Consider the following 20,792-nt stretch of genomic DNA (forward strand, 5'->3'; position numbering starts at 1 on the left):
CCCAGCGACGGTGGTGCGGTGACGGTTTGTGAGGAGAACGCGCCGGGCGTGCGGTCCCGTGGCTACGCTGCCCCGTGGACCGGTCGGGCCGGTGAGGGGCCCGGTGCGCGAGGAGTGGGGGCTCCATGGGGGACGAACGGGTGAAGAGTCGGCGCAGACTGTGTCTGGTCGTCGACGTCGAGCGTTACAGCGGCCGCAGTTACGCCGCCCAGGCGAAGGTCCAGGACGGCGTGGCGCACGCGCTGGACCAGGCCTGCCGCAACGCGGGCGTCCCCTGGCGGGGCTGCGAGCGGCAGGACCGCGGAGACGGCCAACTGCTTCTGCTGCCACCGGAGATCGACGAGGACCAGGCCGTCCCGGGACTGATCCTCGGCCTGCGCGACATGCTCCCGCTGCTCAACGCGCGGGTCCCCGAGGAGCATCTGATCCGGCTGCGGGTGGCACTGGCCCAGGGCTCGGTGCGGCAGGCCCGGCTCGGCTTCGTGGCCTGGTCGGTCGAACTGGCCTCACGGCTGCTGGACTCGGTGGCGCTGCGCAAGGAACTCGCCGCGGCGCAGGGCAGCGACATGGCGCTGATCGTGCCGGACGACCTCTACCATGACCTCTTCGAACGCGGCGTCGGCGGACTGCCGCCGGCCACGCTGCGCAAGGTGCGGGTGGAGATCAAGGCGAAGAAGTTCGCGGCCGACGCGTGGCTGGGCGCCCTGCCGCGCGGCCGTACCGCGCCGCTGGGCTTTCCCGTCGTCCCCGCCGACGGCCCGCTGGCACGTCCCCGGCGCTCCCTCGCGGAGCGGACCGGCGAGGCGGCCGTCCTGGTCGGCGGGACGCTGCTGATGCTGCCCACCGCCTCGCCATCACAGCCCTCGCCGCACACGGAGGGCGACGCCGGCGGCCACGCGGACGCTCCCGCGCACCCCGCCGACCGCTCGGGCGCCGCCCGCACGGCGGACACCGCCGAGGCCGCCGCCACGACCGCCGACCATGTCATGGACGGCCCGTACGCACCGGACGGCCCTTACCCGGACCCGTCCCCCTCCGTCTCCCACGACTGGGGCGAGCACTACACCGCGTCTCAGGACCGATACGCCTCTGAGGCCGACGAGTCGGACGACGACGCCGACGACGACACCCCCGACGGCAGCCACGATCCGCACCCGTCCCCGTACGAGCACCACGCGTACGACCCGGACGCGTACGACCGCGACACGTACGGCCTCTCGGACGACCCCGACGATCCCCTCTCCCAGGACGACCTCGCCGACCCGCACGTCCCGGACGACCCCGGTCTCGGCGGCTTCCCCGTCGATCCGCATCATCCGGGCTGGTGAGGGGCCTGGTGACGGGCCTGGTGACGGGCCGGTTCGGCGGAGCGGAAGTGGAACTCCTCGCACAGTTCCCGTGCCGTGCGCGCGTGGCGCCGTACCGCCCGGGGGCCGGAGGCCTCCCGCACCCGCCAGCCGGCCGCCGCCTTCCCCGCCGCCCGGGCGATGTCGCGGGCCGTCGCGTCCGGCGGCAGGCGCAGACAGGCCGCGGCGTCCGTGCCCGTCGCCAGGGCGACCAGCGCGGCCGCCTCGGAGTCGCCGAGCGACAGCGTGCCGTTCGCCAACTCGGCGAGAGCCGCGCCGAGTTCGGTCTGCCGTAGCAGTGGGTGTCGGCGCAGTGCGGCCACCCCGGACCGCAGGGCGGCCAGCGCGTCGCCTGCGGCGGGGTCCGTGGCACCCGGCACGGCGAGGGCCAGGTCGTCCAGGGCCTGGAGGGCGGACGCGGCGCGCAGCCGGTCGGCGGCGGCCACGAAGCGCACCTGTATCTCCCCTACGAGCGCGTCCAGTCCGGAGGCGGACCGCAGCCGGTCGAGCAGCGCGCCGGTGCCGCGTACGGCGGGGCCGCCGTCGGCGCCGGTGAGGAGGCCGACGGCGAGCGCGATGCCGTAGGTGCCCAGGAGGTCCAGCAGGCGCAGCCGTCCGGACCGGTCCAGCGGGCCGTCCTCCCACGCGGCGAACGCCTCCGGCGAGTACAGCGCCTCCTCCAGCGCCTCCCGTGGCACGTCGGCGAGTCGGCGCAGCAGCGTGGTGTCGTCCTCGGTGAACTCGTCACCGCCCGCGGTCTGCGCGAGCAGGCCGACGACCGGGACGACGTGGGAGACCATGCCGGTGAGGCGGGTGGTGTAGGTGGCCGCCACCCTGCGGGCACGCGGCCACGGGGTGCCGGTGCCGGTGCCGAGTTCGTCGATACGGCTGAGGACGCCGAGGACGTTCATCGCGGTCATCCGGGGCCCGGCCTGGCGGCGCAGCGACTGGAGGGCCTCCGCGTCCCCGGCGCCGGGGTGCGGCATGACGTACAGCAGGGCGTCGGCCTGGGCCAGCGCGCGCAGGGCCACGTCGTCGAGACCGCTGAGGGTGTCCATCCCCGGGGTGTCGATGAGGATGTGACGCCGGGTCAGTTCGCTGCTGGTGACGTCGACGAGCAGTTCGGCGATCTCCTCCGGCGGGCTGCCGAGCCGGCCCGGATCGCGCGGGATGCCGCCGCCCGGGTGCGCGGGGATGTCGTAGGCGCGGCCGTCGAGCCGGCGGACCCGCACCTTGTTCTGCACACCCTGGCGGAACCAGGCCACCACCATGGTGCACTCGGTGGCGGCGGTGGCCGCGAGCCGCTGTCCGAGCAGGGCGTTGACGAGCGTGGACTTGCCTGCGTTCATCCGGCCGCCGACGGCGATCCGCAGCCGTCCCTCCGCGAGCCGGTCCCGTACGGCCTCCAGCGCGGCGGTGACGGTTCCGGCCTCGGGCGTCAGGGATTCCAGGGCGGTGTCCACCAGGCGGGCCGCGGCCGTGCACAGCTCGCCCTGCTCGGGACCGGCGCCGCTCGCGCCGGTCGCGCCGCTCGCGGCGTTCATGTCACCGCCCGGCCGGGACGGGCGGGGCGGTGACCCCGCCCGGCCGGGACGGGCGGGGCGGTCTGCTCGCGGGCCTTCTCCAGCGCGGCCAGCAACCGTTTCGCCGGACGTTTCAGCGGGGCGAGTTCGGCCGCCTCCGCCTTGGCCTCCTGCTCGTGGCGCTGCCACTTGCGGTACTCGCTCTCCACGCCGTCCAGGGTGGAGACGAAACTGTTCCAGAGCCCGGCCTTGTTCTTCGCCTCCTCCGCGAGGCGGCGGCTGACGGCCAGTTCGTGCTCCAGGTCCTCCACCCGGATGCTCAGGTGCTGCGCCAGGCACCAGAGCACGGGCACCTGGACCCCGGCCGGCCGCGGCCCGCAGGACAGGGCGACGGTGGCGCCCCGCACCATGGAGGCCCGCTCCAGTGACTGCTGGAGCGGATCCAGCGGCGCGGTGGCGCGCGCCCAGGCGTCGTCCGTTGTCAGGAGATCGGCCTTGGTGTACGCGAGGACGACCGGGATCCGGCTGGTGCGGCCCTCCATCGCCCGCTGGAGCAGGACCGTCAGCCGCCGCACCTCACGTCCGCCGCGGGTGTCGTGGGCGAGGTGGTGGGCGTCGACGAAGACGACGATCCCGTCCGCCTCGGTCAGCTCCGCCAGCACCCGGGCGGTCTCCTCGTCGTCGGTACGGCTGTTGAGGGCGCCGCCGCGATAGTCGGTCCAGGTGAACCCTGCGACGGTGCGGCGGCCGTGGGAGAGACGGAAGACGTGCTGCTCGCGCCGTGAGGAGGGCGGCGGATAGCTGCCCTGCCGGACGGCGTCGGCGGCGGCCCGCAGTTCGCGGTCCAGGCCGCCGTCCTCGGCACGGACCTTGAAACCGCCGTATCCCTTGCGCATCAGGGCGTACATCATCGCGATGTAGGTCGTCTTGCCCGCGTTGCTGTGGCCCAGCATGACGATGTTCATGTGCGGTCCTCGGCGGTGGCGCGCGGGCCGGCGGGCCCGGGGGCGGCATCAGGGTCGACGTCGGAGGCGGGGTCGGGGGCGAGGTCAGAGGCGAGGTCGGAGGCGGAGGCGGACGACGGCCCGGACGCCGGAACGGACGACGGGACGGGCTGCGGCCCGGGTTCGGCGGCCAGGCGGTGGGTGAGGTCGTCGGCGCGGCGCAGCAGGCCGGAGAGGGCGGCCATCCGGCGCTGGGCCCGCTCGCGCTGCGCGGCCCGCTGCTCCTTGGAGGCGCGGGCGTGGCGCTGGAGGTTGGCGAGTTCGTCCTCCAGCAGACGGCGCTGGGCGGTGATGCGGTCGCCGAGGCGCTCGGCGAGCCGCTCGCCGACCTCGTCCACGGCCTCGGTGATCTTGGGCGGTACCTCGGTCTCCAGCTCGTTGATGACGCGCTGCGCGTATCGGCTGCCGTCGCCGCGGGCCCGGACCAGTTCGTCGCGGTTGCGGCGGCGCCTGGAGAGCAGCGTGATCATGCCGAAGCCGGCGGCCAGCGGCAGCAGGACACCGGAGGTGGCCATCGCGGTGAGGGCGACCGTGAGCGCCCCGGTGCTCAGGGTCGGGACGACCCGCTCGACCGTGCCGAGCAGGCCGCCCCCGTCGTGCGCGGAGCGCACCAGCGGCGGCAGCGCGGCCAGCCGGTCCGGCCGGCTCAGACCGTCGAACGACTCCTCGTCGCCGATGCCGCACTCGCGCTCCATGAGCGCGGTGAGCCGTGCGACGCCCTCCCGGGTGGCGTGGTCGAGGTCCATCCAGACCGCCTCGATGCCCGCCTCCAGGTCCCGGGGCAGGGCGCCCGCCAGTTCCTCCCCCGAGAGCGAGGCGATCTTCGCGTCGGCGAGCTGGCGCAGGTCGTTGATGTTGCGCTTGAGACCGGTGCGCAGCCGGCGTTCCAACTCGCGCGTGGCCTTGCGCAGCATGCCGCGCCAGCGGGCGTCGGAATCCTGGAGGGCGCGCAGCGCGTCGCGCTGGCGCTGGATGTCGTCCACCAGGGTGGGGTCCTGGGCCAGCGCGCGCAGCCGGCGCTCCTCGGCGGCGGCCAGCGGGGCCAGGCTCGCCCGGCCGACGTGGACGATGTTGGCCAGCCGCAGCTCCGCGGCGCGCGTGGCCACGCGGCTGGTGAGCGCCGACCGCAGCGAGACGAAGCCGTCGGCCGCCATGTGCCGAGCGGCGCGCTCCTCGTCACCCCTGGCGAGCGCGGTCAGCGCGTCCTGGTGGGCCCGGCTGCTGACCGGGTACCAGGGGGCGGCGGCGTAGCGCGGGGCGTGCCGGGCGAGGAGTTCCCGGTTGCGCTCCAGCACCTGCGGCCAGGAACGGTACTTGTCCGTCTGGGTCAGCACGAACACCACCTCGGCGATGCGCGCGGTGGCCTCTTCGAGGAACGCCAGCTCGGAGGCGGTGAGTTCGGAGGAACCGTTGACGACGAAGACCAGGGCGTCGGCGTGGTGCAGCGTCGCCATCGTGATCCGGGCGTGGCCCGACACCAGACCGCCCACGCCGGGCGTGTCGATCAGCCGCAGCCCGGTGGCGAGTAGCTGCGCGGGTATCCCCACCTCGACGTGGTGGACGTCGCCGCGGTACGGCGCCTGCGTGACCGGGTCGACCGCCGCGTACTCGGTGAGGTCGCTCAGCTCGATGGACCGCGTCCGCTGCCCGCCGTCGACGTACGCCAGCGCGTGCGGCTTCTCCGCGTGCCGGACGAGGATGTGCACCCCGGTCGCCACGTCGACCTCGACCGGCAGCAGGTCGCGGTGCTCGACGAGGGCGTTCACCAGTGAACTCTTGCCGCGCTTCTTCTCGCCGACCACGACGACGGTCGCCGCCCCGTCCCGGGCGGCGGCGACCTCGGCCCGAATCGCCCCTGCGGCGGCCGCCGCAGAGGCCGTGCCGGCCGAGGCGGCGGCTTGGGCCGATGCTTGCGGGGACGTTGCGGAAGGGTTGGGTCCGGGGTCCGAGGCCGTGGCCCCCTGGATCGCCGGGGTCCCGGCGGGCGGTGCCCCGGCCGCTGCGGCGCGCTCCAGCAACAGAGCAGCGTCCTCCGCGAACTTGACGACTTCCTGGTGCAGCGGGTGCGGTGCGGCGGTCATGCGTTCTCTCCGATCGACGGGTCGGCGGGGCCGGGGGCGGAACCAGTGGCGCAACCAGGGGCAGTACGAGGTGCAGCGGTACGGGAATCGGAGTCGCCGGGGTCTCCGGGAGCGGTGGTACGGCCGTCGCGGTGGACGTCCCCCGGGTCGTCCTGCCAGTCGTCCTGGCGGTCGTCCTGCCAGTCGTCCTGGCGACCGGCACCCCAGTCCTCGGAACCCCTGTCGCTCCGCCCGAGCCCGCCTCGGCCGGCCGGGCCACGGCCTCCCGGCTGGGCGGCGCGCCCGGAGTGCCGGCCCGTGGGGGCCGGTGGGTCGTCGTCCCACTCGTCGAACGCGTCCGCGGCCGAGGCGTCCTCGGGCGCGACCTCGCGGGTACGGCCGAACACGGGGCCTTCGGGCGGAGGCGTACGCACGGGCTGCTGAGGACGCGCGGCGGCCCCGGCGTCGTACGCGAGGTCCTCCTCGTACGCGGCCGGGCCGGTGAGCCCGCCGAAGTCCTCCTGCCGTGGGTGCTCCGGCTTTCCGAGACCGACGAACTCGCCGACCGCCCGGGCCATCCCGGCGAGGAACCCGTCCTCCGCGTCCCGCCCGTCGTGACCACCCGGCTGCGGGCCGTCCCCCTGCTGTCCGCCCTGGGCCGAAGCCTTGTCGTCGCCGGAGCCGCCGGAGCTGCCGGAGCCGAGCCCCACCGCCCGTTTGGCGATGTGGCACAGTCCGTGCCTGGGCTTGGACGGCCGTTCCTCGGCGGGCGCCGGGGCTTGAGCCGGGGTGGCTTTGGGCGGCGCGGGCTCCTTCGGCGGGGTGTGGCGGACGGTCTGCCGGGCGGTGACGTCCGCGCCGCACACGTGGGTGAGGACCGCGGGGTCGGCGTCCCGGGACACCTGCCACCCGGTGGCCAGAACGCACTGCACCTCGCTGTGCGCGGCGGTGTCCCACCACCGCCGCGCCTCCCGCTGCGGCAACAGGTGAAGGGTGTGCGGCCGGGCCGGGAGCCACTCCGGATCCCGCCCACCGGCCTGCCCGGGCGGGTACGCCGCGTGCGCGGACCAGGGCGCGGCCTGTGGCGCCGACATGCGCACCGGCGCCGAACGCGCACGCCAGACAGGCTCGACGTACTGCTGATACGCGGCGTGCGCCCAGGGCGCGAATCCCTCGGCCAGCACGGTCAGCGTGGGCACGGACGCACGCGGGTCGGGATGGTGCCAGCCGACGAAGCCGTACAGCGGCCTGCCGTGCTGCTCCGCGGCCATGTCGGAGTCGATCAGCTCGATGCGGCAGGCCGCCCCCACGAGCACGCCGTGCGCGCCCCGGGCCAGCAACTGCCGCGGCCCGGCGGCGAGTCGGCGACCGCCGGCCACCGCGGCCCGCACCGCCTGCCCCACCGGACCGGCGGCCCGCATGCCCGGGGGCAGCGCCCGCCACCACTCGTCGACCCGGTGGGTACGGCCGTAGACCACGGCGTACCACCCGTCGGCGTCCACCCCTCGCGAAGCCGCCGCCGCACCCACCCGGTCACCCGTGTCCACCCAGTCGTCCGCGTCGGCCGGGTAGCCGGTTTCCGCCGCGTACTCCGGCCCCGCCGAGTAACCCCTTTCCGCTGCCTTCCGGTCATCGGACCAGGACGGTGGTTGTTCGCTCATCGGTCAGTCCTCCTGAAGCTTTCCGTCCCGGTAGATCGGGCTCGTGCGCAGGTCCTCGGCCATCTGCTCGGCCCAGACGCGGGCCCCGCTGATCTCCCCGGCGGTCTCGCCGCGCCGCGTCCGGTCGGCGTCGATGGAGGAATTCAGGGCATTGATCCGGCCGCGCTTGATCCAGGAGCCCAGAAAGCCGTTCCGCAGGCTCTCCACCTCCTGCCGCTGGCTGTCGAGCCGCTGGTCGAGCCCGCTCAGGGCCTGCTGCTGACGGGGCAGCCGCTCGGTGAGGTAGTGCATCAGGGCGAAGGAGATCGGCTTGTGCAGGTTCTTGGGGTTGACCTGGTCGGGCCGTACCTTCAGCGCGTCCTGCCGGTCCAGGCCGAACGTGCCGATCTGGACCGGGCAGAGCAGCACCGTGACCTGGTGGGCGAGGACCGGCACGAGGTCGAACAGGTTGCGCCGTACGACGTCCAGCGCCTCCCGGGTGGGCCGTCCCGTGATGTCGGCGAGCAGGTCGGTCTTGGTGAGCAGCACGATGATCGCCGGGGTCTGGTTGCCCTCCCGGACGTGGGCCTCCACGACGGTGGAGATGGCCCGGGAGAAACGGGCGATGTGCATGGGGTCTCCGGACCGGTTCCGCAGTCCCTCGGCACCGGCCGCGTCGTTGATCCAGTCGGCGACGTGCTGTCCGTCGAGGGTGAGGATGATGGTGTCGGAGATGGCCAGCCGCTCCTTCAGCGCGGTGACGTCGGCGGACGCCCCGGCCGTGCCCATCCGGTCGGTGCCGGCGCCGCCCCGGTAGTCCTGGAAGTCGATCTCCAGGAGGGTGGTCATGCCGTGTTTGAAGGCGAACTCGTAGTCGACGGGCACCACGTCGGTGGCCTCGGGCAGGGTGCCCGCCACGCACAGTTCGTCCCACGCGTCGGCGAGGTCGAGGTCCTTGTCGGGGTCGGTGGCGTAGAGGAAGTAGCCGTTGAGGCCGCTGGAGAGAACGGCGTACATGCCGTGCAGGTACGTCGTCTTCCCGCAGCCGGAGGCGCCGAGCATGGTCATGGTGATACGGGGTGCCTGATACATGGCGATCGGTCCCTGGGTGATGGTGGTGTGCGCGGACGGTGCGGCCCGGTGTGGCGCGGGCGGCTCAGTCGTCGTAGGGGTCGAACTCGAAGTCGGGGTCGCCGTCGGGCCGCAGATAGCGCGGCCCGCGGACGACACGGTCCGGGCCGCCCCCGGATCCGGAGCCGGAGCGAGGGCCGTGGCCGGGCCGGACGGAGTCCTCCGCCGGAGTGGAACTCCCCGCCGGGGCAGGGATGGTGGCCGCGAGCGCACCGAGCGCCACGGTCGCCTTGGGGTCGACGCTGAGCACGGGCAGCCGGCCCTCGCGCTCGGCGATCAGGTCGGAGATCAGCGGCGTCCGGCTGGCGCCGCCGGTGAGGACGACGGCGTGCAGCGCGGCCGCGTCGAGGCCGGCCTCCGACACGGTCGCGGAGAGCACTTCATGACTGCGCGTCAGCAACGGGGTGGCGGCCGCCCGGTACTCGTGGGCGCGCAGCAGGAAGGGTTCGGGATAGCCGGGTACGGCGATCTCGACCGACCCGGCGGTGGACAGCGCCTCCTTGGCTGCCACGATCTCCCGTCGCAGCAGGGCGAGTTGGGCCGTGAGCGCCGGTTCCCCCGACTCCGTCAGCTCCTTCCAGGGGTCGGGGTCGCGGGCCACGGCGCGCTCGCGGAGCAGGTCGGCCAGGCAGTCGTCGAGGTCCTCGCCGCCGAGGTCCGGGTCGCCGCCGACGGCCACCGTCTCGAACCCGGTCGCGGTGCGGCGTAACACCGCCGTGTCGAAGGTGCCGCCGCCGAGGTCGTAGACCGCCAGGCAGGCACCCTCGGGCACTTCGGCCGTGCGGGTGTGGTGCAGCGCCGCCGCCACCGGCTCGGGCAGCAGCTCGGGCTCCTCGATCCCGGCGAGGGCGGCCGCCCGGGTGAGCCGCCCGAGTTCGGCCGCGCCCCAGCGCACCGGGTGGGTGAGGACGGTCCTGGCGGGTGCCGTCCCGCCGTGCGCGGCGAGCGCGGCCTCCCGGACCCGGCGCAGGACGGCGGCCGCCAGTTCCTCGGTGGGCACGGCCCGTCCGCCGAGCAGCACGGCGTCCTGCCGGACCAGCGCCCGTTTGGGCGCCCGCTCGGTCAGGTCGGGCCGGTTGACGGCCCGTTGGAGCGCGGCCCGACCGGTCAGCGGCGCCCCGTCGGCGTCCAGGGCGACGACGGACGGCAGATAACGGCTGTTGTCGATCTCCAGCATCACCGGCGGCGCGGCCGCGACTGCCGTGCCGGTCATGGCCACACCGACCGCCGAGGCCGCCGACGCCACCGTGCCCGCGGTGCCCGCGGTGGCTGCGGTGGCTGCGGTGGCTGCGGAGGCCGCCCTGACGGCCGTATCAGCCGTGGCAGCCGTCGTGAAACACGTACCGAAGTCGACGGACAGCGACCACGGCGGATGGTCACCCGTGTCTCCGCACGCGTGACCGGACGCGAACGCGTTCAAGGAACCCCCCAGCCCCCACGGGCACGTTGCCGTCCCCTACGACCCGCCGTGCCCGCTCGCGGCACGAAGATAGGACACCCCGCGTGCCGCCGTACGGGTATCGGCGTTTCTGACATCTTGAGCACTTCGGACGGGCAGAATCCGGTCACATGACGACATCCGGGCAACATGTCAGCTGTCCGTGCCCGGCTTCGGGGGAGGTCCGACAGAGTGCGCACTGACGCGATACGGCCGGGACGCGGGGGGCGGTCCCCGGGCGGCAGATACCACTGGACGCCCGGCAGTCTGCTCGCCGAGCTGCCGCCGGACGCCGCCGAACGGTTCCTCGGGCTGGGGCGCCCGGTGACCTTCGCGGCCGGGGAGAGGCTGATCAGCGAGGGTTCCTCGGAGACCTCCCCGTTCCTGATCCTGACCGGCTGCGTCAAGGTGACCAGCGACGCTCAGGACGGCGGCACGGTGCTGCTCGCACTGCGCACACCGGGCGAGGTCGTCGGCGAGCTGGCGGCGCTGGACGACCGGCCGCGGTCGGCCACGGTGACCGCGGTCCGGCCGACCCTGACCCGGGTCATGACCGCGCGGGCGCTGCGGGAGCATCTGCGCGGCAGCGCGGACGCGGCCGAGGCGATGCACCGGGCGATGGCCGCCAAACTGCGCGGCGCCACCCGCTACCGGGTCGACGCGGCCTCGGGCGACGCCACCACCCGCGTGGCACGGGTGCTGGACTACCTGCTCCAGCACCACGCCCAGCCGTCGCCGGACGGACTGCGGATCAGTGTGCCGCTCAGCCACACCGACCTCGCGGCGCTGGCGAACATCTCCGACGCGAGCGTGCAGCGGGCGCTGCGCTCGCTGCGCGACACCGGAGCGGTCACCACCCGCTACCGCAACGTTCTCGTCCGGGAGCCGGGCCTGCTGCGGACGATCGCCACCCGAGAGACGACGATCGCCACCCGGGAGACCTCGTGACGGGCATCCCCCCGTCGGCGCCCTCCAGCCCTACGAGAGCGCGTGGCGCATCCACGCGGCGCTGGGCGAGTGGACGGCGCGCGTCGACACGAAGGCGAGCTTCGCGCTGACCCTGGAGGCCGCTGCGCCGGCCGCCGTCACCGCGCCGGCCTCCGGCGGCGTCCTGGGCCTGCGGACGCTGCCGGTCGCGCTGCTCGTCGTCTTCGTGGCCGGGCTGCTGTCGCTGCTGGGCGCGACCTGTTGCGCCATGCTGGTCGTCGCGCCCCGGATGCGCGGCGAGAGCACCGCCGCCGAGGCGACGGACAACTTCATCTACTTCCATCTACTTCGGCCATATGCGGCACTGGGACCCGGACGGGCTGCGCCACGCCCTGACCACCCGTGACCCGCTGCCGATGCTGAGCCGCCAGCTCGTCGTCATGAGCCGCATCGCCTGGCGCAAGCACCGCTGGGTCGAACTGCCCTTCGCCCTCTCGGGTGCCGGCGCGGTCCTGCTGTGCCTGGTGATCCTGTTGCGGTGAGGCCCGGAATCCCTTCGGAAGGACTTACGGGCCTCCCGCCTGCACGGGCGCTCAGCCCTCGGTCAGCGTGATGTCCTGCTGCCGGGCCGCGTGGAAACGGGGCAGCGGCAGGCCGCCCTCGGACCTCAGCTCCATCACCATGGCCTCGACGTGCGCCGCGCCGGGCGTCGGCGCGTCCAGGAATGCCTTGCCGGTGTTCTCCCAGGTGTGCTCGGCGCCGTCGCACACCGCCCGGGTGCCGCCGATGCCGTGCTTGACGTAGCCGGTTCCCTGCCCGACGGAGGAGCTGATGTAGACGGGGCCCGTGGCGCCGACGCAGCGGTAGGTGCCGGAGAGGGTGATCGTGCCGTCGGCGGCGATCCGGCCGGTCGGGTTGACGGTGACGCTTTCCAGCGGGTCGGCGGTGGCGGCCGGGGCAGCGGCGGCGGCCAGCAGAAGTAGGGCCGCGCTCGCGGTCGCGGTCAGGAGAGGGCGGAACAGCATGGAAGACCTCCTGTGGTGGGGGTCTCCACTGGTACCGGGCGGACGGGTCCGGCGCGGTGACCGTCACCCCTTCGGTGGCGAGTCCGCACCCGTCGTCGTCGAACCGTCCCGGAGATGTCCTGGTGCTGTCACGCTTGTGGGCATCCCCTGGCGATGGCGCCGCGACGGGCGCAAGGTCGACTCATGCGAGGCCGACCGCACGGCCGGCCGCCACCGACGTGGAGGTGCGCCATGTGTTCCCACCAGCTCCCCGGCCCCACTGCCGAAGCCCCCGCCGCACACGTCGTCGCCGCCCACCCCGAGCAGGGCTGGAGCCTGCTGTGCGACGGCACGATCGTCTTCGACGACTCCGGCGAGCTGCTCCCCGACGGCCGTGTCGTGGACCCGCACCGGGTGACCGCCCAGCGCCTGGCCGTCGCGGCCTGACCGCACGCCCGCACGCCCTGCACGCCCGCACGCCCTGCACGGGTTCACGGATCCAGCACCGCGAACCCGTCCACCTCGACGAGGGCCTCCTCGTCCCACAGCCGTACGATCCCGACGACGGCCATCGCCGGATAGTCCCTTCCGGCCAACTCCCGCCAGACGCGGCCCAGTTCGGCGGCGCCCGCGCGGTACGCGGCGACGTCCGTGACGTACACCGTGACGCGCGCCAGATCCGACGCCGTGCCGCCGGCCGCCGTCAGCGCCGCCAGCAGATTCGCCAGCGCCCGCGCGAACTGCTCGGGCAGGGTGTCCCCCACGATCTTCCCGTCGGCGTCCAGCGCCGTCTGGCCGGCCAGGAACACCAGCCGGGAGCCGGTGGCGACCACGGCGTGCGAGAAGCCGGTGGGCGGGGAGAGGGTGGGCGGGTTGACGCGTTCCGCGGTCACCGGGAGGCCTTCCATGCGGCGAACAACTCGCGGGCGATGATGCCGCGTTGGACCTCGCTCGCCCCTTCGTAGATGCGGGGCGCGCGCACCTCGCGGTAGAGGTGTTCGAGCAGATGGCCGCGGTGCAGCGCGCGGGCGCCGTGGAGCTGGACGGCCGCGTCGACGACGTACTGCGCGGTCTCGGTGGCCAGCAGCTTGGCCATGGCGGCCCGCTGGGGGACGTCCGGGGCGCCGCGGTCGTGGGCGGCGGCCGCCGCGTAGACCATCAGACGGGCCGCCTCCGTGCGCAGGGCCATCTCCGCGAGGGTGTGCGCGACGGTCTGAAGGTCCCTCAACTTGCCGCCGAAGGCGTCCCGTTGGGCGGTCCACTCGAGGGTCGCGTCGAGTGCGGCCTGGGCCATGCCGACCGCGAAGGCTCCGACGCTGGGGCGGAACAGATTGAGGGTGCCCATGGCGACACGGAAGCCGCGGTCGGGTTCGCCGAGGACGTCGTCGGCGGTGACCGGGACGCCGTCGAGGGCCAGGGCGCCGATGGGGTGCGGGGAGAGCATGTCGAGCGGGGTGCCGGTGAGGCCGGGGCGGTCGGCGGGGACCAGGAAGGCGGTGACGCCCCGGGCACCGGCGCCCTCGGTCGTGCGGGTGAAGACGGTGTAGAAGTCGGCCTCGGGGGCGTTGGAGATCCAGCGTTTCTCGCCGGTCAGACGCCAGCCGTGCGGGCCGTCGCGCTCGGCGGCGAGGGAGAGCGCGGCCGCGTCGGAGCCCGCCCCGGATTCGGACAGCGCGAAGGCGGCGACCGCGGTGCCGTCGGCGACCGGGGGCAGCCAGCGCTCCCGCTGGGCGGCGGTGCCGTGGGCGTGCACCGGGTGGGCGCCCAGGCCCTGGAGGGCGAGCGCGGTCTCCGCCTCCGTGCAGACCTGGGCGAGGGACTCGCGCATCAGGCAGAGATCGACGGCACCCGAGGTGAACAGCCGGGAGAGCAGCCCGAGCCGGCCCAGTTCGGCGAGGAGCGGGCGGTTGACGCGGCCCGGTTCGCCCTTCTCGGCGAGCGGGCGCAGCCGGTCGGCGGCCAGCGCGCGCAGTTCGGCGCGCCAGGCGGTCTGTGCCGGTTCGAGCGAGAATGCGGGCATCGCCAGTCCCCTCTGCCGTCCCTGTCCAGCAGCCCTTCCACCGAAGGTATCGCGTCCCATTGACTGTCGTCACCAACCCGATACGCTCGGGGGGCGAGGCCACCGCGACCGCACCGCGAGACCCGCAACGAGACCTCTGCGAAACCGCCGCGGGACATCGCGAGTGCACCACGACGCCCACCCGGGAGCCCGTCCAGGCAAGGGGGCGAACGCCCATGAACGTCTCGGCCCACGTCGACACCTTCGCGCGCGACCATCTCCCGCCACCCGGCCAGTGGCCCGACCTCCGCTTCGAGCTGCCCGAGCTGGCCTACCCCGACCGGGTGAACTGCGCCGCCGAGCTGCTCGACCGGGCCGCCGCCCCCGACCGGCCCGTGTTCCACACCCCGTCCGGACCCACCTGGACGTACGGGGAGCTGCGGGCCCGCGTCGACCGGATCGCCCACACACTCACCCACGACCTCGGAATCGTCCCCGGCAACCGCGTACTGCTGCGCGGCCCGACCACACCATGGCTCGCGGCCTGCTGGCTGGCGGTACTGAAGGCGGGCGGGATCGCGGTCACCGTGCTGGCCCAACAGCGGCCGCACGAACTGCGCACCATGTGCGAGATCGCCCGGGTGGACCACGCCCTGTGCGACGTCCGCGCCGTCGACGACCTCGCCAAGGCCGAGATACCCGGGCTGCGGATCACGACGTACGGCGGTGACACCCCCGACGACCTGCTGCGCCGCCCGGCACCCGGCACGCCCTACACCGCCGTGGACACCGCGGCCGACGACGTGGCGCTGATCGCCTTCACCTCCGGGACGACCGGTCGGCCGAAGGGGTGTCTGCACTTCCACCGGGATGTGCTGGCGATCGCCGACACGTTCTCGCGGCACGTTCTGAAACCGCTTCCGGACGATGTCTTCGCCGGCAGTCCCCCGCTCGGCTTCACCTTCGGCCTCGGCGGACTGGTCGTCTTCCCGATGCGGGCCGGCGCCAGCGCCCTGCTGCTGGAACAGGCCGGTCCCCGGCAGTTGCTGCCCGCGGTCGCCGAGCACGGGGTGAGCGTGCTGTTCACGGCGCCCACCGCCTACCGCGCGATGCTCGACGACCTCGACGGGCACGACATCTCGTCCCTGCGCCGCTGCGTCTCCGCGGGCGAGAACCTGCCCGCGGCGACCTGGCAGGCCTGGCACGAGCGGACCGGGCTACGGCTGATCAACGGCATCGGCGCCACCGAACTGCTGCACATCTTCATCTCCGCCGCCGACGAGCACATCCGCCCCGGCACCACCGGGACCCCCGTCCCCGGCTGGCACGCGCGCGTGCAGGACGCGGCCGGCGCGCCCGTGCCCGACGGAGAGCCCGGACTGCTCGCCGTGCGCGGCCCGGTCGGCTGCCGCTACCTCGCCGACCCCCGCCAGCGGGAGTACGTGCGGGACGGCTGGAACGTCACCGGCGACACCTACGTCCGCGAACCCGACGGCTACTTCCGGTACGTCGCCCGCGCCGACGACATGATCATCTCGGCCGGGTACAACATCGCCGGACCGGAGGTCGAGGAGGCCCTGCTGCGCCACCCGGACGTCGTCGAGGCGGCGGTCGTCGGACGGCCCGACGAGCACCGGGGCCAGGTGGTCGTCGCGTTCACCGTCCTGCGCGAGGGCGCGCCACGCGACACCGAGGCCCTGCGCGCCTTCCTCAACGAGGAGCTGGCGCCGTACAAGTGTCCGCGCGAGATCGTCTTCCTGGACGCGTTGCCGCGCACGGCGACCGGCAAGCTCCAGCGGTTCAGGCTGCGCGCCACGGACTGACAGCGACGACCTAAGATGATCAACGTGTCCGACCAGCCCGCACCTCGGTCTCTCATCGTCACGCTCTACGGCGCCTACGGCCGCTTCGCGCCGGGCCCCGTGCCCGTCGCCGAGCTGATCCGGCTGCTCGCCGCGGTGGGCGTCGACGCACCCTCCGTACGCTCCTCCGTGTCCCGGCTCAAGCGACGCGGCCTGCTGCTTCCGGCCCGCACGGCGCAGGGCGCGGCCGGCTACGAACTCTCCGACGAGGCACGGCAGTTGCTCGACGACGGCGACCAGCGCATCTACGCCACGGCGCCCCCCGAGGACGAGGGCTGGGTGCTGGCGGTGTTCTCCGTTCCGGAGTCGGAACGCCAGAAGCGCCATGTCCTCAGGTCACGGCTCGCCGGACTGGGCTTCGGCACGGCGGCCCCCGGGGTGTGGATCGCACCGGCCCGTCTCTACGAGGAGACCCGGCACACCCTCCAGCGCCTCCGGCTCGACCCCTACGTCGACTTCTTCCGCGGCGACCATCTCGGCTTCGCGCCGACCGTCGAGGCCGTCGCCCGCTGGTGGGACCTGGCCGCCATCGCCAAGGCCCACGAGGCGTTCCTCGACCGCCACGCACATGTGCTGCGCTCCTGGCAGCAGCGCATGGACACCCCGCCGGAAGAGGCCTACCGCGACTATCTCCTCGCCCTGGACTCCTGGCGCCACCTGCCCTACACCGACCCCGGCCTGCCCACCCGCCTGCTCCCGGCGGACTGGCCGGGTGCGAGGTCGACGGCGGTGTTCCAGGGGCTGCACGAGCGGCTCCGGGATGCGGGGGCGGGGTTCGCGGGGGTGTAGACGAGTCACTCAGCCAAACCTCAGGTTCCCCAACAGGTCCTCTCAGACTCCTTACCTACCGTTCGACGCGTTGCACGCCGGTAGGAAAGAGGACTGTTGCGCATGACCACCACGCCAAGGGCCGTCACTCCGAGGGCCCAGGGGGCCACGGTCTGGCTCACGGGTCTGCCGAGCGCGGGCAAGACGACGATCGCCCGCCTCCTGGGCGACCGGCTGAAGGCCGAGGGACACCGCGTGGAGGTCCTGGACGGCGACGAGATCCGCCGCTTCCTCTCCGCCGGCCTCGGCTTCTCCCGCGAGGACCGCAACACCAACGTGCAGCGCATCGGGCTCGTCTCCGAGGTGCTGGCACGCAACGGCGTCCTGTCCGTCGTCCCGGTGATCGCCCCCTGCTCCGAGGTTCGCTGCGGGTCGGCGACCGGGGGACCGTCCATCCGTCCGGGGAGACCTCGGAGATCGCCGGCATCGACGTGCTGGGCACGGCCGTCGAGGTGGCGTACGCGCCGCAGTCCCTCGGGGTGCGGCTGGCCGACCAGCGGGACGTGGCGCGCGGCGACATGATCACGGCGGGTCCGGACGTGCCGACGCTCACCCAGGACGTGCGGGCGGCCGTGTGCCATCTGTCCGACCGCCCGCTGCGGGTCGGCGACCGGGTACTGCTGAAGCACACGACCAGGACTGTCAAGGCGATCGTGAAGGACCTCGACGGGGCCTCCGCGCTGGCGGTGAACGACCTGGGCCGGGTCACGCTGCGCACGGCCGAGCCGCTCGCGCTGGACGACTACGGGGTCTCCCGGCGTACGGGCGCCTTCCTCCTGATCGACCCGGCCGACGGCGCGACCCTGACCGCCGGCATGGTGACTCTCCCAGGGTTCACCTCATAAGGGTCAGACGGGGTTTGGGCGCGTCGGTGCGCCCGGTGCGCGGCGGCCGACTGCCCGCCCGATAGGGGGCGGGCCACTCGGCCGCCGGGCCCGTGTAGCCCTGCTCGGCGGCGGCGTGCAGGGTCCAGTTCGGGTCGTGGAGATGGGGGCGCGCGAGGGCGCAGAGGTCCGTACGGCCCGCCAGTATCAGGGAGTTGACGTCGTCCCAGGAAGAGATCGCGCCGACGGCGATCACCGGGACGCCCGCCTCGTGCCGGATGCGGTCCGCGAACGGTGTCTGGTACGACCGCCCGAACTCCGGTGTCTCGTCGGCGACGACCTGCCCGGTCGACACGTCGATCGCGTCGACACCGTGCGCGGCGAAGGCGCGGGCGATCTCGACGGCGTCGTCCGCCGACGTCCCGCCCTCGGCCCAGTCGGTGGCGGAGATGCGTACGGTCATCGGACGTTCCGCCGGCCACACCCCGCGTACGGCGTCGAAGACCTCCAGCGGGAACCGCAGCCGTTTCGCGAGCGAGCCGCCGTAGGCGTCGGTGCGCCGGTTTGTCAGCGGGGAGAGGAAGCCGGAGAGCAAGTAGCCGTGGGCACAGTGCAGTTCGAGCAGGTCGAAGCCGGCGCGGGCGGCCCGCCAGGCGGCGGCCGAGAACTGCTCGCGCAGATCGGTGAGTTGGGCGCGGGAGAGCTGGCGCGGGGTCTGGCTGCCCGGCTTGTACGGCAGCGGGGAGGCGGCCAGGAGCGGCCAGTTGCCGTCGGGCAGCGGCTCGTCCATGCCCTCCCACATCAGCTTCGTCGAGCCCTTGCGGCCGGAGTGGCCGAGCTGTACGCCGATCGCGGTGCCGGGCGCCCGGGTGTGCACGAAGTCGGTGATCCGCCGCCAGGCGTCGGCCTGTTTGGCGGTGTAGAGGCCGGTGCAGCCGGGTGTGATGCGGCCCTCGGGGGACACGCACACCATCTCGGTCATGACGAGTCCGGCGCCGCCGAGGGCGCGGGCGCCCAGGTGGACGAGGTGGAAGTCGCCGGGAAGGCCGTCGGCGGCCGAGTACATGTCCATGGGGGAGACGACGACGCGGTTGCGCAGGGTCAGGCCGCGCATCCGGAACGGGGTGAACATCGGGGGTGTGCCGGGCGGGCAGCCGAACTCCCGTTCCACGGCCTCGGTGAAGTGCGGGTCGCGCAGCCGCAGGTTGTCGTGGGTGACGCGGCGGCTGCGTGTGAGCAGGTTGAAGGCGAAGCGGCGGGGCGGCTGGTCGAGGTGGAGGCCGAGGTTCTCGAACCACTCCAGGCTGGCGCGGGCGGCCCGCTGGGTGGAGGCGACGACGGGCCTGCGTTCCTCCTCGTAGGCGCTCAACGCCTGGTGCAGCGAGGGCTGTTCGGTGAGACAGGCGGCGAGGGCCAGCGCGTCCTCGACGGCGAGCTTGGTGCCGGAGCCGATGGAGAAGTGGGCGGTGTGGGCGGCGTCGCCCAGCAGCACGACATTGCCGTGGGACCAGCGCTCGTTGACCACCGTACGGAAGGTGGTCCAGGTGGAGTTGTTGGACTTCAGGGGCCGTCCGCCGAGCGCGTCCGCGAAGATCTTGGCGCAGCGCTCGATGGACTCGTGCTCGTCCATTTCGTCGAAACCGGTCGCTCGCCACACCTCCTCGCGCATCTCGACGATCACGGTGGAGGCGTCGGCCGAATAGGGGTAGCCGTGCAGCTGTATCACGCCGTGCTCGGTCTCGGCGATCTCGAAACGGAAGGCGTCGAAGGCGAAGTCGGCGGCGAGCCAGATGTAGCGGCAGCGGTGCGGTGTCAGAGACGGCCGGAACGCGTCGGCGTACGCCTCCCGGGTCGCGCTGTGCACCCCGTCGGCCGCGATGACCAGGTCGTACGTCTCCGACAGCCACGCGGGGTAGGGCGCTTCGGTGTGGAAGCGCAGGTCCACGCCGAGGGAACGGCAGCGCTCGTGGAGGATCTCCAGGAGCCGTCGGCGGCCGAGGGCGGCGAAGCCGTGGCCGCCGGAGGTGTGGCGAACGCCCCGGTGGACGATGTCGATGTCGTCCCAGCGCACGAAGTCCCGCTGGAGTGCCTCGTAGACGACCGGGTCGGCGTGTTCGATGCCGCCGAGGGTCTCGTCGGAGAGGACGACCCCGAAGCCGAAGGTGTCCTCGGGCGCGTTGCGCTCCCAGACGGTGATCTCGCGGGCGGGGTCGAGGCGTTTGAGCAGGGCGGCGGCGTACAGGCCTCCGGGGCCGCCTCCTACGACGGCGACACGCATCGTCGCCCTCACCTCCCCCGCCACTTCGGGGGGCGCTTCTCGGTGAAGGCCGCGTGGAACTCGGCGTAGTCCTCGCCGTTCATCAGCAGGGCCTGGGTTGCGGCGTCCAGTTCGACGGCGGCGGCCAGCGGCATGTCCAGTTCGGCGGTGAGCAACGCCTTCGTCTGGGCGTAGGCCAGGGCCGGGCCGTCGGCGAGACGGCGGGCCAGGGCCTGTGCGGCCTCGTCCGCGCGGCCCGGCTCCGTCAGCTCGCTGATCAGGCCGATCCGCTCCGCCTCGGGGGCGTGCACGGCGTCGCCGAGCATGAGCAGCCGGGTGGCGTGGCCGAGGCCGACGACCCGGGGCAACAGATAGGCGGCACCCATGTCGCCGCCCGAGAGGCCCACCCGGGTGAAGAGGAACGCGAAGCGGGCGGTGGGATCGGCGACCCGGAAGTCCGCGGCGAGGGCGAGGACGGCGCCGGCCCCGGCGGCCACCCCGTGCAGGGCCGCTACCACCGGGAACGGACACTCCCGCACGGCCCGCACGACCTGGCCGGTCATCCGGTTGAAGTCGAGGAGCTGGGCGGTGTCCAGGCCGAGGGTGGCGCCGATGATCTCGTCGACGTCGCCGCCGGAGCAGAAGCCGCGCCCTTCGCCGGCCAGCACCAGGGCACGGACCGACCGCTCCCGGGACAGCTCGGCGAGCAGGTCGCGCAGGTCGGCGTAGGCGCCGAAGGTGAGGGCGTTGAGTTTCTCGGGGCGGGTGAGGGTGACGGTGGCGACGCCGTCGGCATGCTCGACCCGGAGGTGTTCCCAGCGGGCGGTGCGCGCGGCGGATCCGGTGAAGGGACTCATCAGGGCGGCCTCCTCGACGGTCACCTCTCAAAGTTATCACCCATACGTGACTGTCGTCATGATGGCGCTATAGGCGTAGGCGTAGGCGCGGA

At 73.7% G+C, this 20,792-nt stretch carries 21 protein-coding genes; 10 read left to right on the forward strand and 11 right to left on the reverse strand.

Features of this window, described 5'->3' with window-relative positions; all coding sequences use genetic code 11:
• The first annotated feature begins 125 nt into the window (after positions 1-125).
• Positions 126-1,328 (forward strand): hypothetical protein, encoded by a 1,203-nt coding sequence (locus ACZ6D7_RS34465; RefSeq protein WP_469499663.1) that lies wholly within the window; start codon positions 126-128, stop codon positions 1,326-1,328.
• On the opposite strand, the gene ACZ6D7_RS34470 is transcribed toward ACZ6D7_RS34465, so the two are convergent.
• From ACZ6D7_RS34470 to ACZ6D7_RS34495, 6 genes are all read right to left on the reverse strand, one after another.
• Positions 1,313-2,890, reverse strand: coding sequence for a dynamin family protein (locus ACZ6D7_RS34470; RefSeq protein WP_469499666.1), 1,578 nt, complete (start codon positions 2,888-2,890; stop codon positions 1,313-1,315). The two genes, ACZ6D7_RS34465 and ACZ6D7_RS34470, sit on opposite strands and share 16 nt — an antisense overlap.
• Positions 2,887-3,834 (reverse strand): TRAFAC clade GTPase domain-containing protein, encoded by a 948-nt coding sequence (locus ACZ6D7_RS34475; protein WP_469499672.1) that lies wholly within the window; start codon positions 3,832-3,834, stop codon positions 2,887-2,889. The genes ACZ6D7_RS34470 and ACZ6D7_RS34475 overlap by 4 nt, the downstream gene beginning before the upstream one ends.
• Positions 3,831-5,954, reverse strand: coding sequence for a dynamin family protein (locus ACZ6D7_RS34480; RefSeq protein WP_469499674.1), 2,124 nt, complete (start codon positions 5,952-5,954; stop codon positions 3,831-3,833). The genes ACZ6D7_RS34475 and ACZ6D7_RS34480 overlap by 4 nt, the downstream gene beginning before the upstream one ends.
• Positions 5,951-7,594, reverse strand: a complete 1,644-nt coding sequence (locus ACZ6D7_RS34485; RefSeq protein ID WP_469499677.1) for a hypothetical protein — start codon at positions 7,592-7,594, stop codon at positions 5,951-5,953. Before ACZ6D7_RS34485 ends, ACZ6D7_RS34480 begins: the two co-directional genes overlap by 4 nt.
• A gap of 3 nt (positions 7,595-7,597) precedes the next feature.
• A complete protein-coding gene (locus ACZ6D7_RS34490; RefSeq protein WP_469499680.1) occupies positions 7,598-8,665 on the reverse strand; it encodes a hypothetical protein in 1,068 nt (355 codons plus the stop codon).
• 64 nt (positions 8,666-8,729) lie between these two features.
• A complete protein-coding gene (locus ACZ6D7_RS34495; protein WP_469499683.1) occupies positions 8,730-9,917 on the reverse strand; it encodes an Hsp70 family protein in 1,188 nt (395 codons plus the stop codon).
• Between ACZ6D7_RS34495 and ACZ6D7_RS34500 the strand changes: the two genes are divergently transcribed.
• The 4 genes from ACZ6D7_RS34500 (at position 9,916) to ACZ6D7_RS34515 (ending at position 11,611) form a co-directional block, all read left to right on the forward strand.
• Complete coding sequence (locus ACZ6D7_RS34500) at positions 9,916-10,104, forward strand: hypothetical protein (RefSeq protein WP_469499686.1); 189 nt, start codon at positions 9,916-9,918, stop codon at positions 10,102-10,104. The two genes, ACZ6D7_RS34495 and ACZ6D7_RS34500, sit on opposite strands and share 2 nt — an antisense overlap.
• A gap of 230 nt (positions 10,105-10,334) precedes the next feature.
• Positions 10,335-11,090, forward strand: coding sequence for a Crp/Fnr family transcriptional regulator (locus ACZ6D7_RS34505; protein ID WP_469499689.1), 756 nt, complete (start codon positions 10,335-10,337; stop codon positions 11,088-11,090).
• A 61-nt stretch (positions 11,091-11,151) separates the two neighbouring features.
• Positions 11,152-11,475 (forward strand): Pycsar system effector family protein, encoded by a 324-nt coding sequence (locus tag ACZ6D7_RS34510; RefSeq protein ID WP_469499743.1) that lies wholly within the window; start codon positions 11,152-11,154, stop codon positions 11,473-11,475.
• Entirely contained in the window at positions 11,411-11,611 is a 201-nt protein-coding gene (locus ACZ6D7_RS34515) for a Pycsar system effector family protein (RefSeq protein WP_469499745.1), read from the forward strand. Before ACZ6D7_RS34510 ends, ACZ6D7_RS34515 begins: the two co-directional genes overlap by 65 nt.
• Before the next feature lie 51 nt (positions 11,612-11,662).
• On the opposite strand, the gene ACZ6D7_RS34520 is transcribed toward ACZ6D7_RS34515, so the two are convergent.
• On the reverse strand, positions 11,663-12,094 hold the full coding sequence (locus ACZ6D7_RS34520) for a DUF6299 family protein (RefSeq protein WP_469499692.1): 432 nt from the start codon (positions 12,092-12,094) through the stop codon (positions 11,663-11,665).
• Positions 12,095-12,325: 231 nt separating this feature from the next.
• Here ACZ6D7_RS34520 and ACZ6D7_RS34525 point away from each other — a divergent pair, with 231 nt between their 5' ends.
• Positions 12,326-12,520, forward strand: coding sequence for a DUF5999 family protein (locus ACZ6D7_RS34525; RefSeq protein WP_469499695.1), 195 nt, complete (start codon positions 12,326-12,328; stop codon positions 12,518-12,520).
• A gap of 44 nt (positions 12,521-12,564) precedes the next feature.
• Here the strand turns inward: ACZ6D7_RS34525 and ACZ6D7_RS34530 are convergent, their stop codons facing one another.
• Both ACZ6D7_RS34530 and ACZ6D7_RS34535 read right to left on the reverse strand, forming a co-directional pair.
• Entirely contained in the window at positions 12,565-12,966 is a 402-nt protein-coding gene (locus tag ACZ6D7_RS34530; protein ID WP_469499698.1) for a RidA family protein, read from the reverse strand.
• The gene (locus tag ACZ6D7_RS34535) at positions 12,963-14,093 is read right to left on the reverse strand and encodes an acyl-CoA dehydrogenase family protein (RefSeq protein WP_469499701.1); all 1,131 of its coding nucleotides are present in this window, start codon (positions 14,091-14,093) and stop codon (positions 12,963-12,965) included. The genes ACZ6D7_RS34530 and ACZ6D7_RS34535 overlap by 4 nt, the downstream gene beginning before the upstream one ends.
• Positions 14,094-14,308: 215 nt before the next feature.
• Here ACZ6D7_RS34535 and ACZ6D7_RS34540 point away from each other — a divergent pair, with 215 nt between their 5' ends.
• From ACZ6D7_RS34540 to ACZ6D7_RS34555, 4 genes are all read left to right on the forward strand, one after another.
• Positions 14,309-15,895 carry an AMP-binding protein gene (locus ACZ6D7_RS34540; RefSeq protein WP_469499703.1) on the forward strand — a complete coding sequence of 529 codons (1,587 nt, stop codon included), beginning with the start codon at positions 14,309-14,311 and terminating at the stop codon, positions 15,893-15,895.
• A gap of 15 nt (positions 15,896-15,910) precedes the next feature.
• Positions 15,911-16,723, forward strand: a complete 813-nt coding sequence (locus ACZ6D7_RS34545; protein ID WP_469499705.1) for a PaaX family transcriptional regulator — start codon at positions 15,911-15,913, stop codon at positions 16,721-16,723.
• Between the two features lie 102 nt (positions 16,724-16,825).
• Positions 16,826-17,284: an adenylyl-sulfate kinase gene (locus ACZ6D7_RS34550; protein ID WP_469499706.1), complete on the forward strand. Its 459-nt coding sequence runs from the start codon at positions 16,826-16,828 to the stop codon at positions 17,282-17,284.
• Positions 17,266-17,607 (forward strand): elongation factor 1-alpha C-terminal domain-related protein, encoded by a 342-nt coding sequence (locus ACZ6D7_RS34555; RefSeq protein WP_469499708.1) that lies wholly within the window; start codon positions 17,266-17,268, stop codon positions 17,605-17,607. The genes ACZ6D7_RS34550 and ACZ6D7_RS34555 overlap by 19 nt, the downstream gene beginning before the upstream one ends.
• Here the strand turns inward: ACZ6D7_RS34555 and ACZ6D7_RS34560 are convergent.
• Positions 17,597-19,864, reverse strand: a complete 2,268-nt coding sequence (locus ACZ6D7_RS34560; protein ID WP_469499710.1) for a bifunctional salicylyl-CoA 5-hydroxylase/oxidoreductase — start codon at positions 19,862-19,864, stop codon at positions 17,597-17,599. The genes ACZ6D7_RS34555 and ACZ6D7_RS34560 overlap by 11 nt on opposite strands.
• An 8-nt stretch (positions 19,865-19,872) precedes the next feature.
• The gene (locus ACZ6D7_RS34565; protein ID WP_469499746.1) at positions 19,873-20,700 is read right to left on the reverse strand and encodes an enoyl-CoA hydratase family protein; all 828 of its coding nucleotides are present in this window, start codon (positions 20,698-20,700) and stop codon (positions 19,873-19,875) included.
• Positions 20,701-20,792: the final 92 nt, after the last annotated feature.

The organism is Streptomyces sp. NPDC041784, assembly GCF_055591025.1.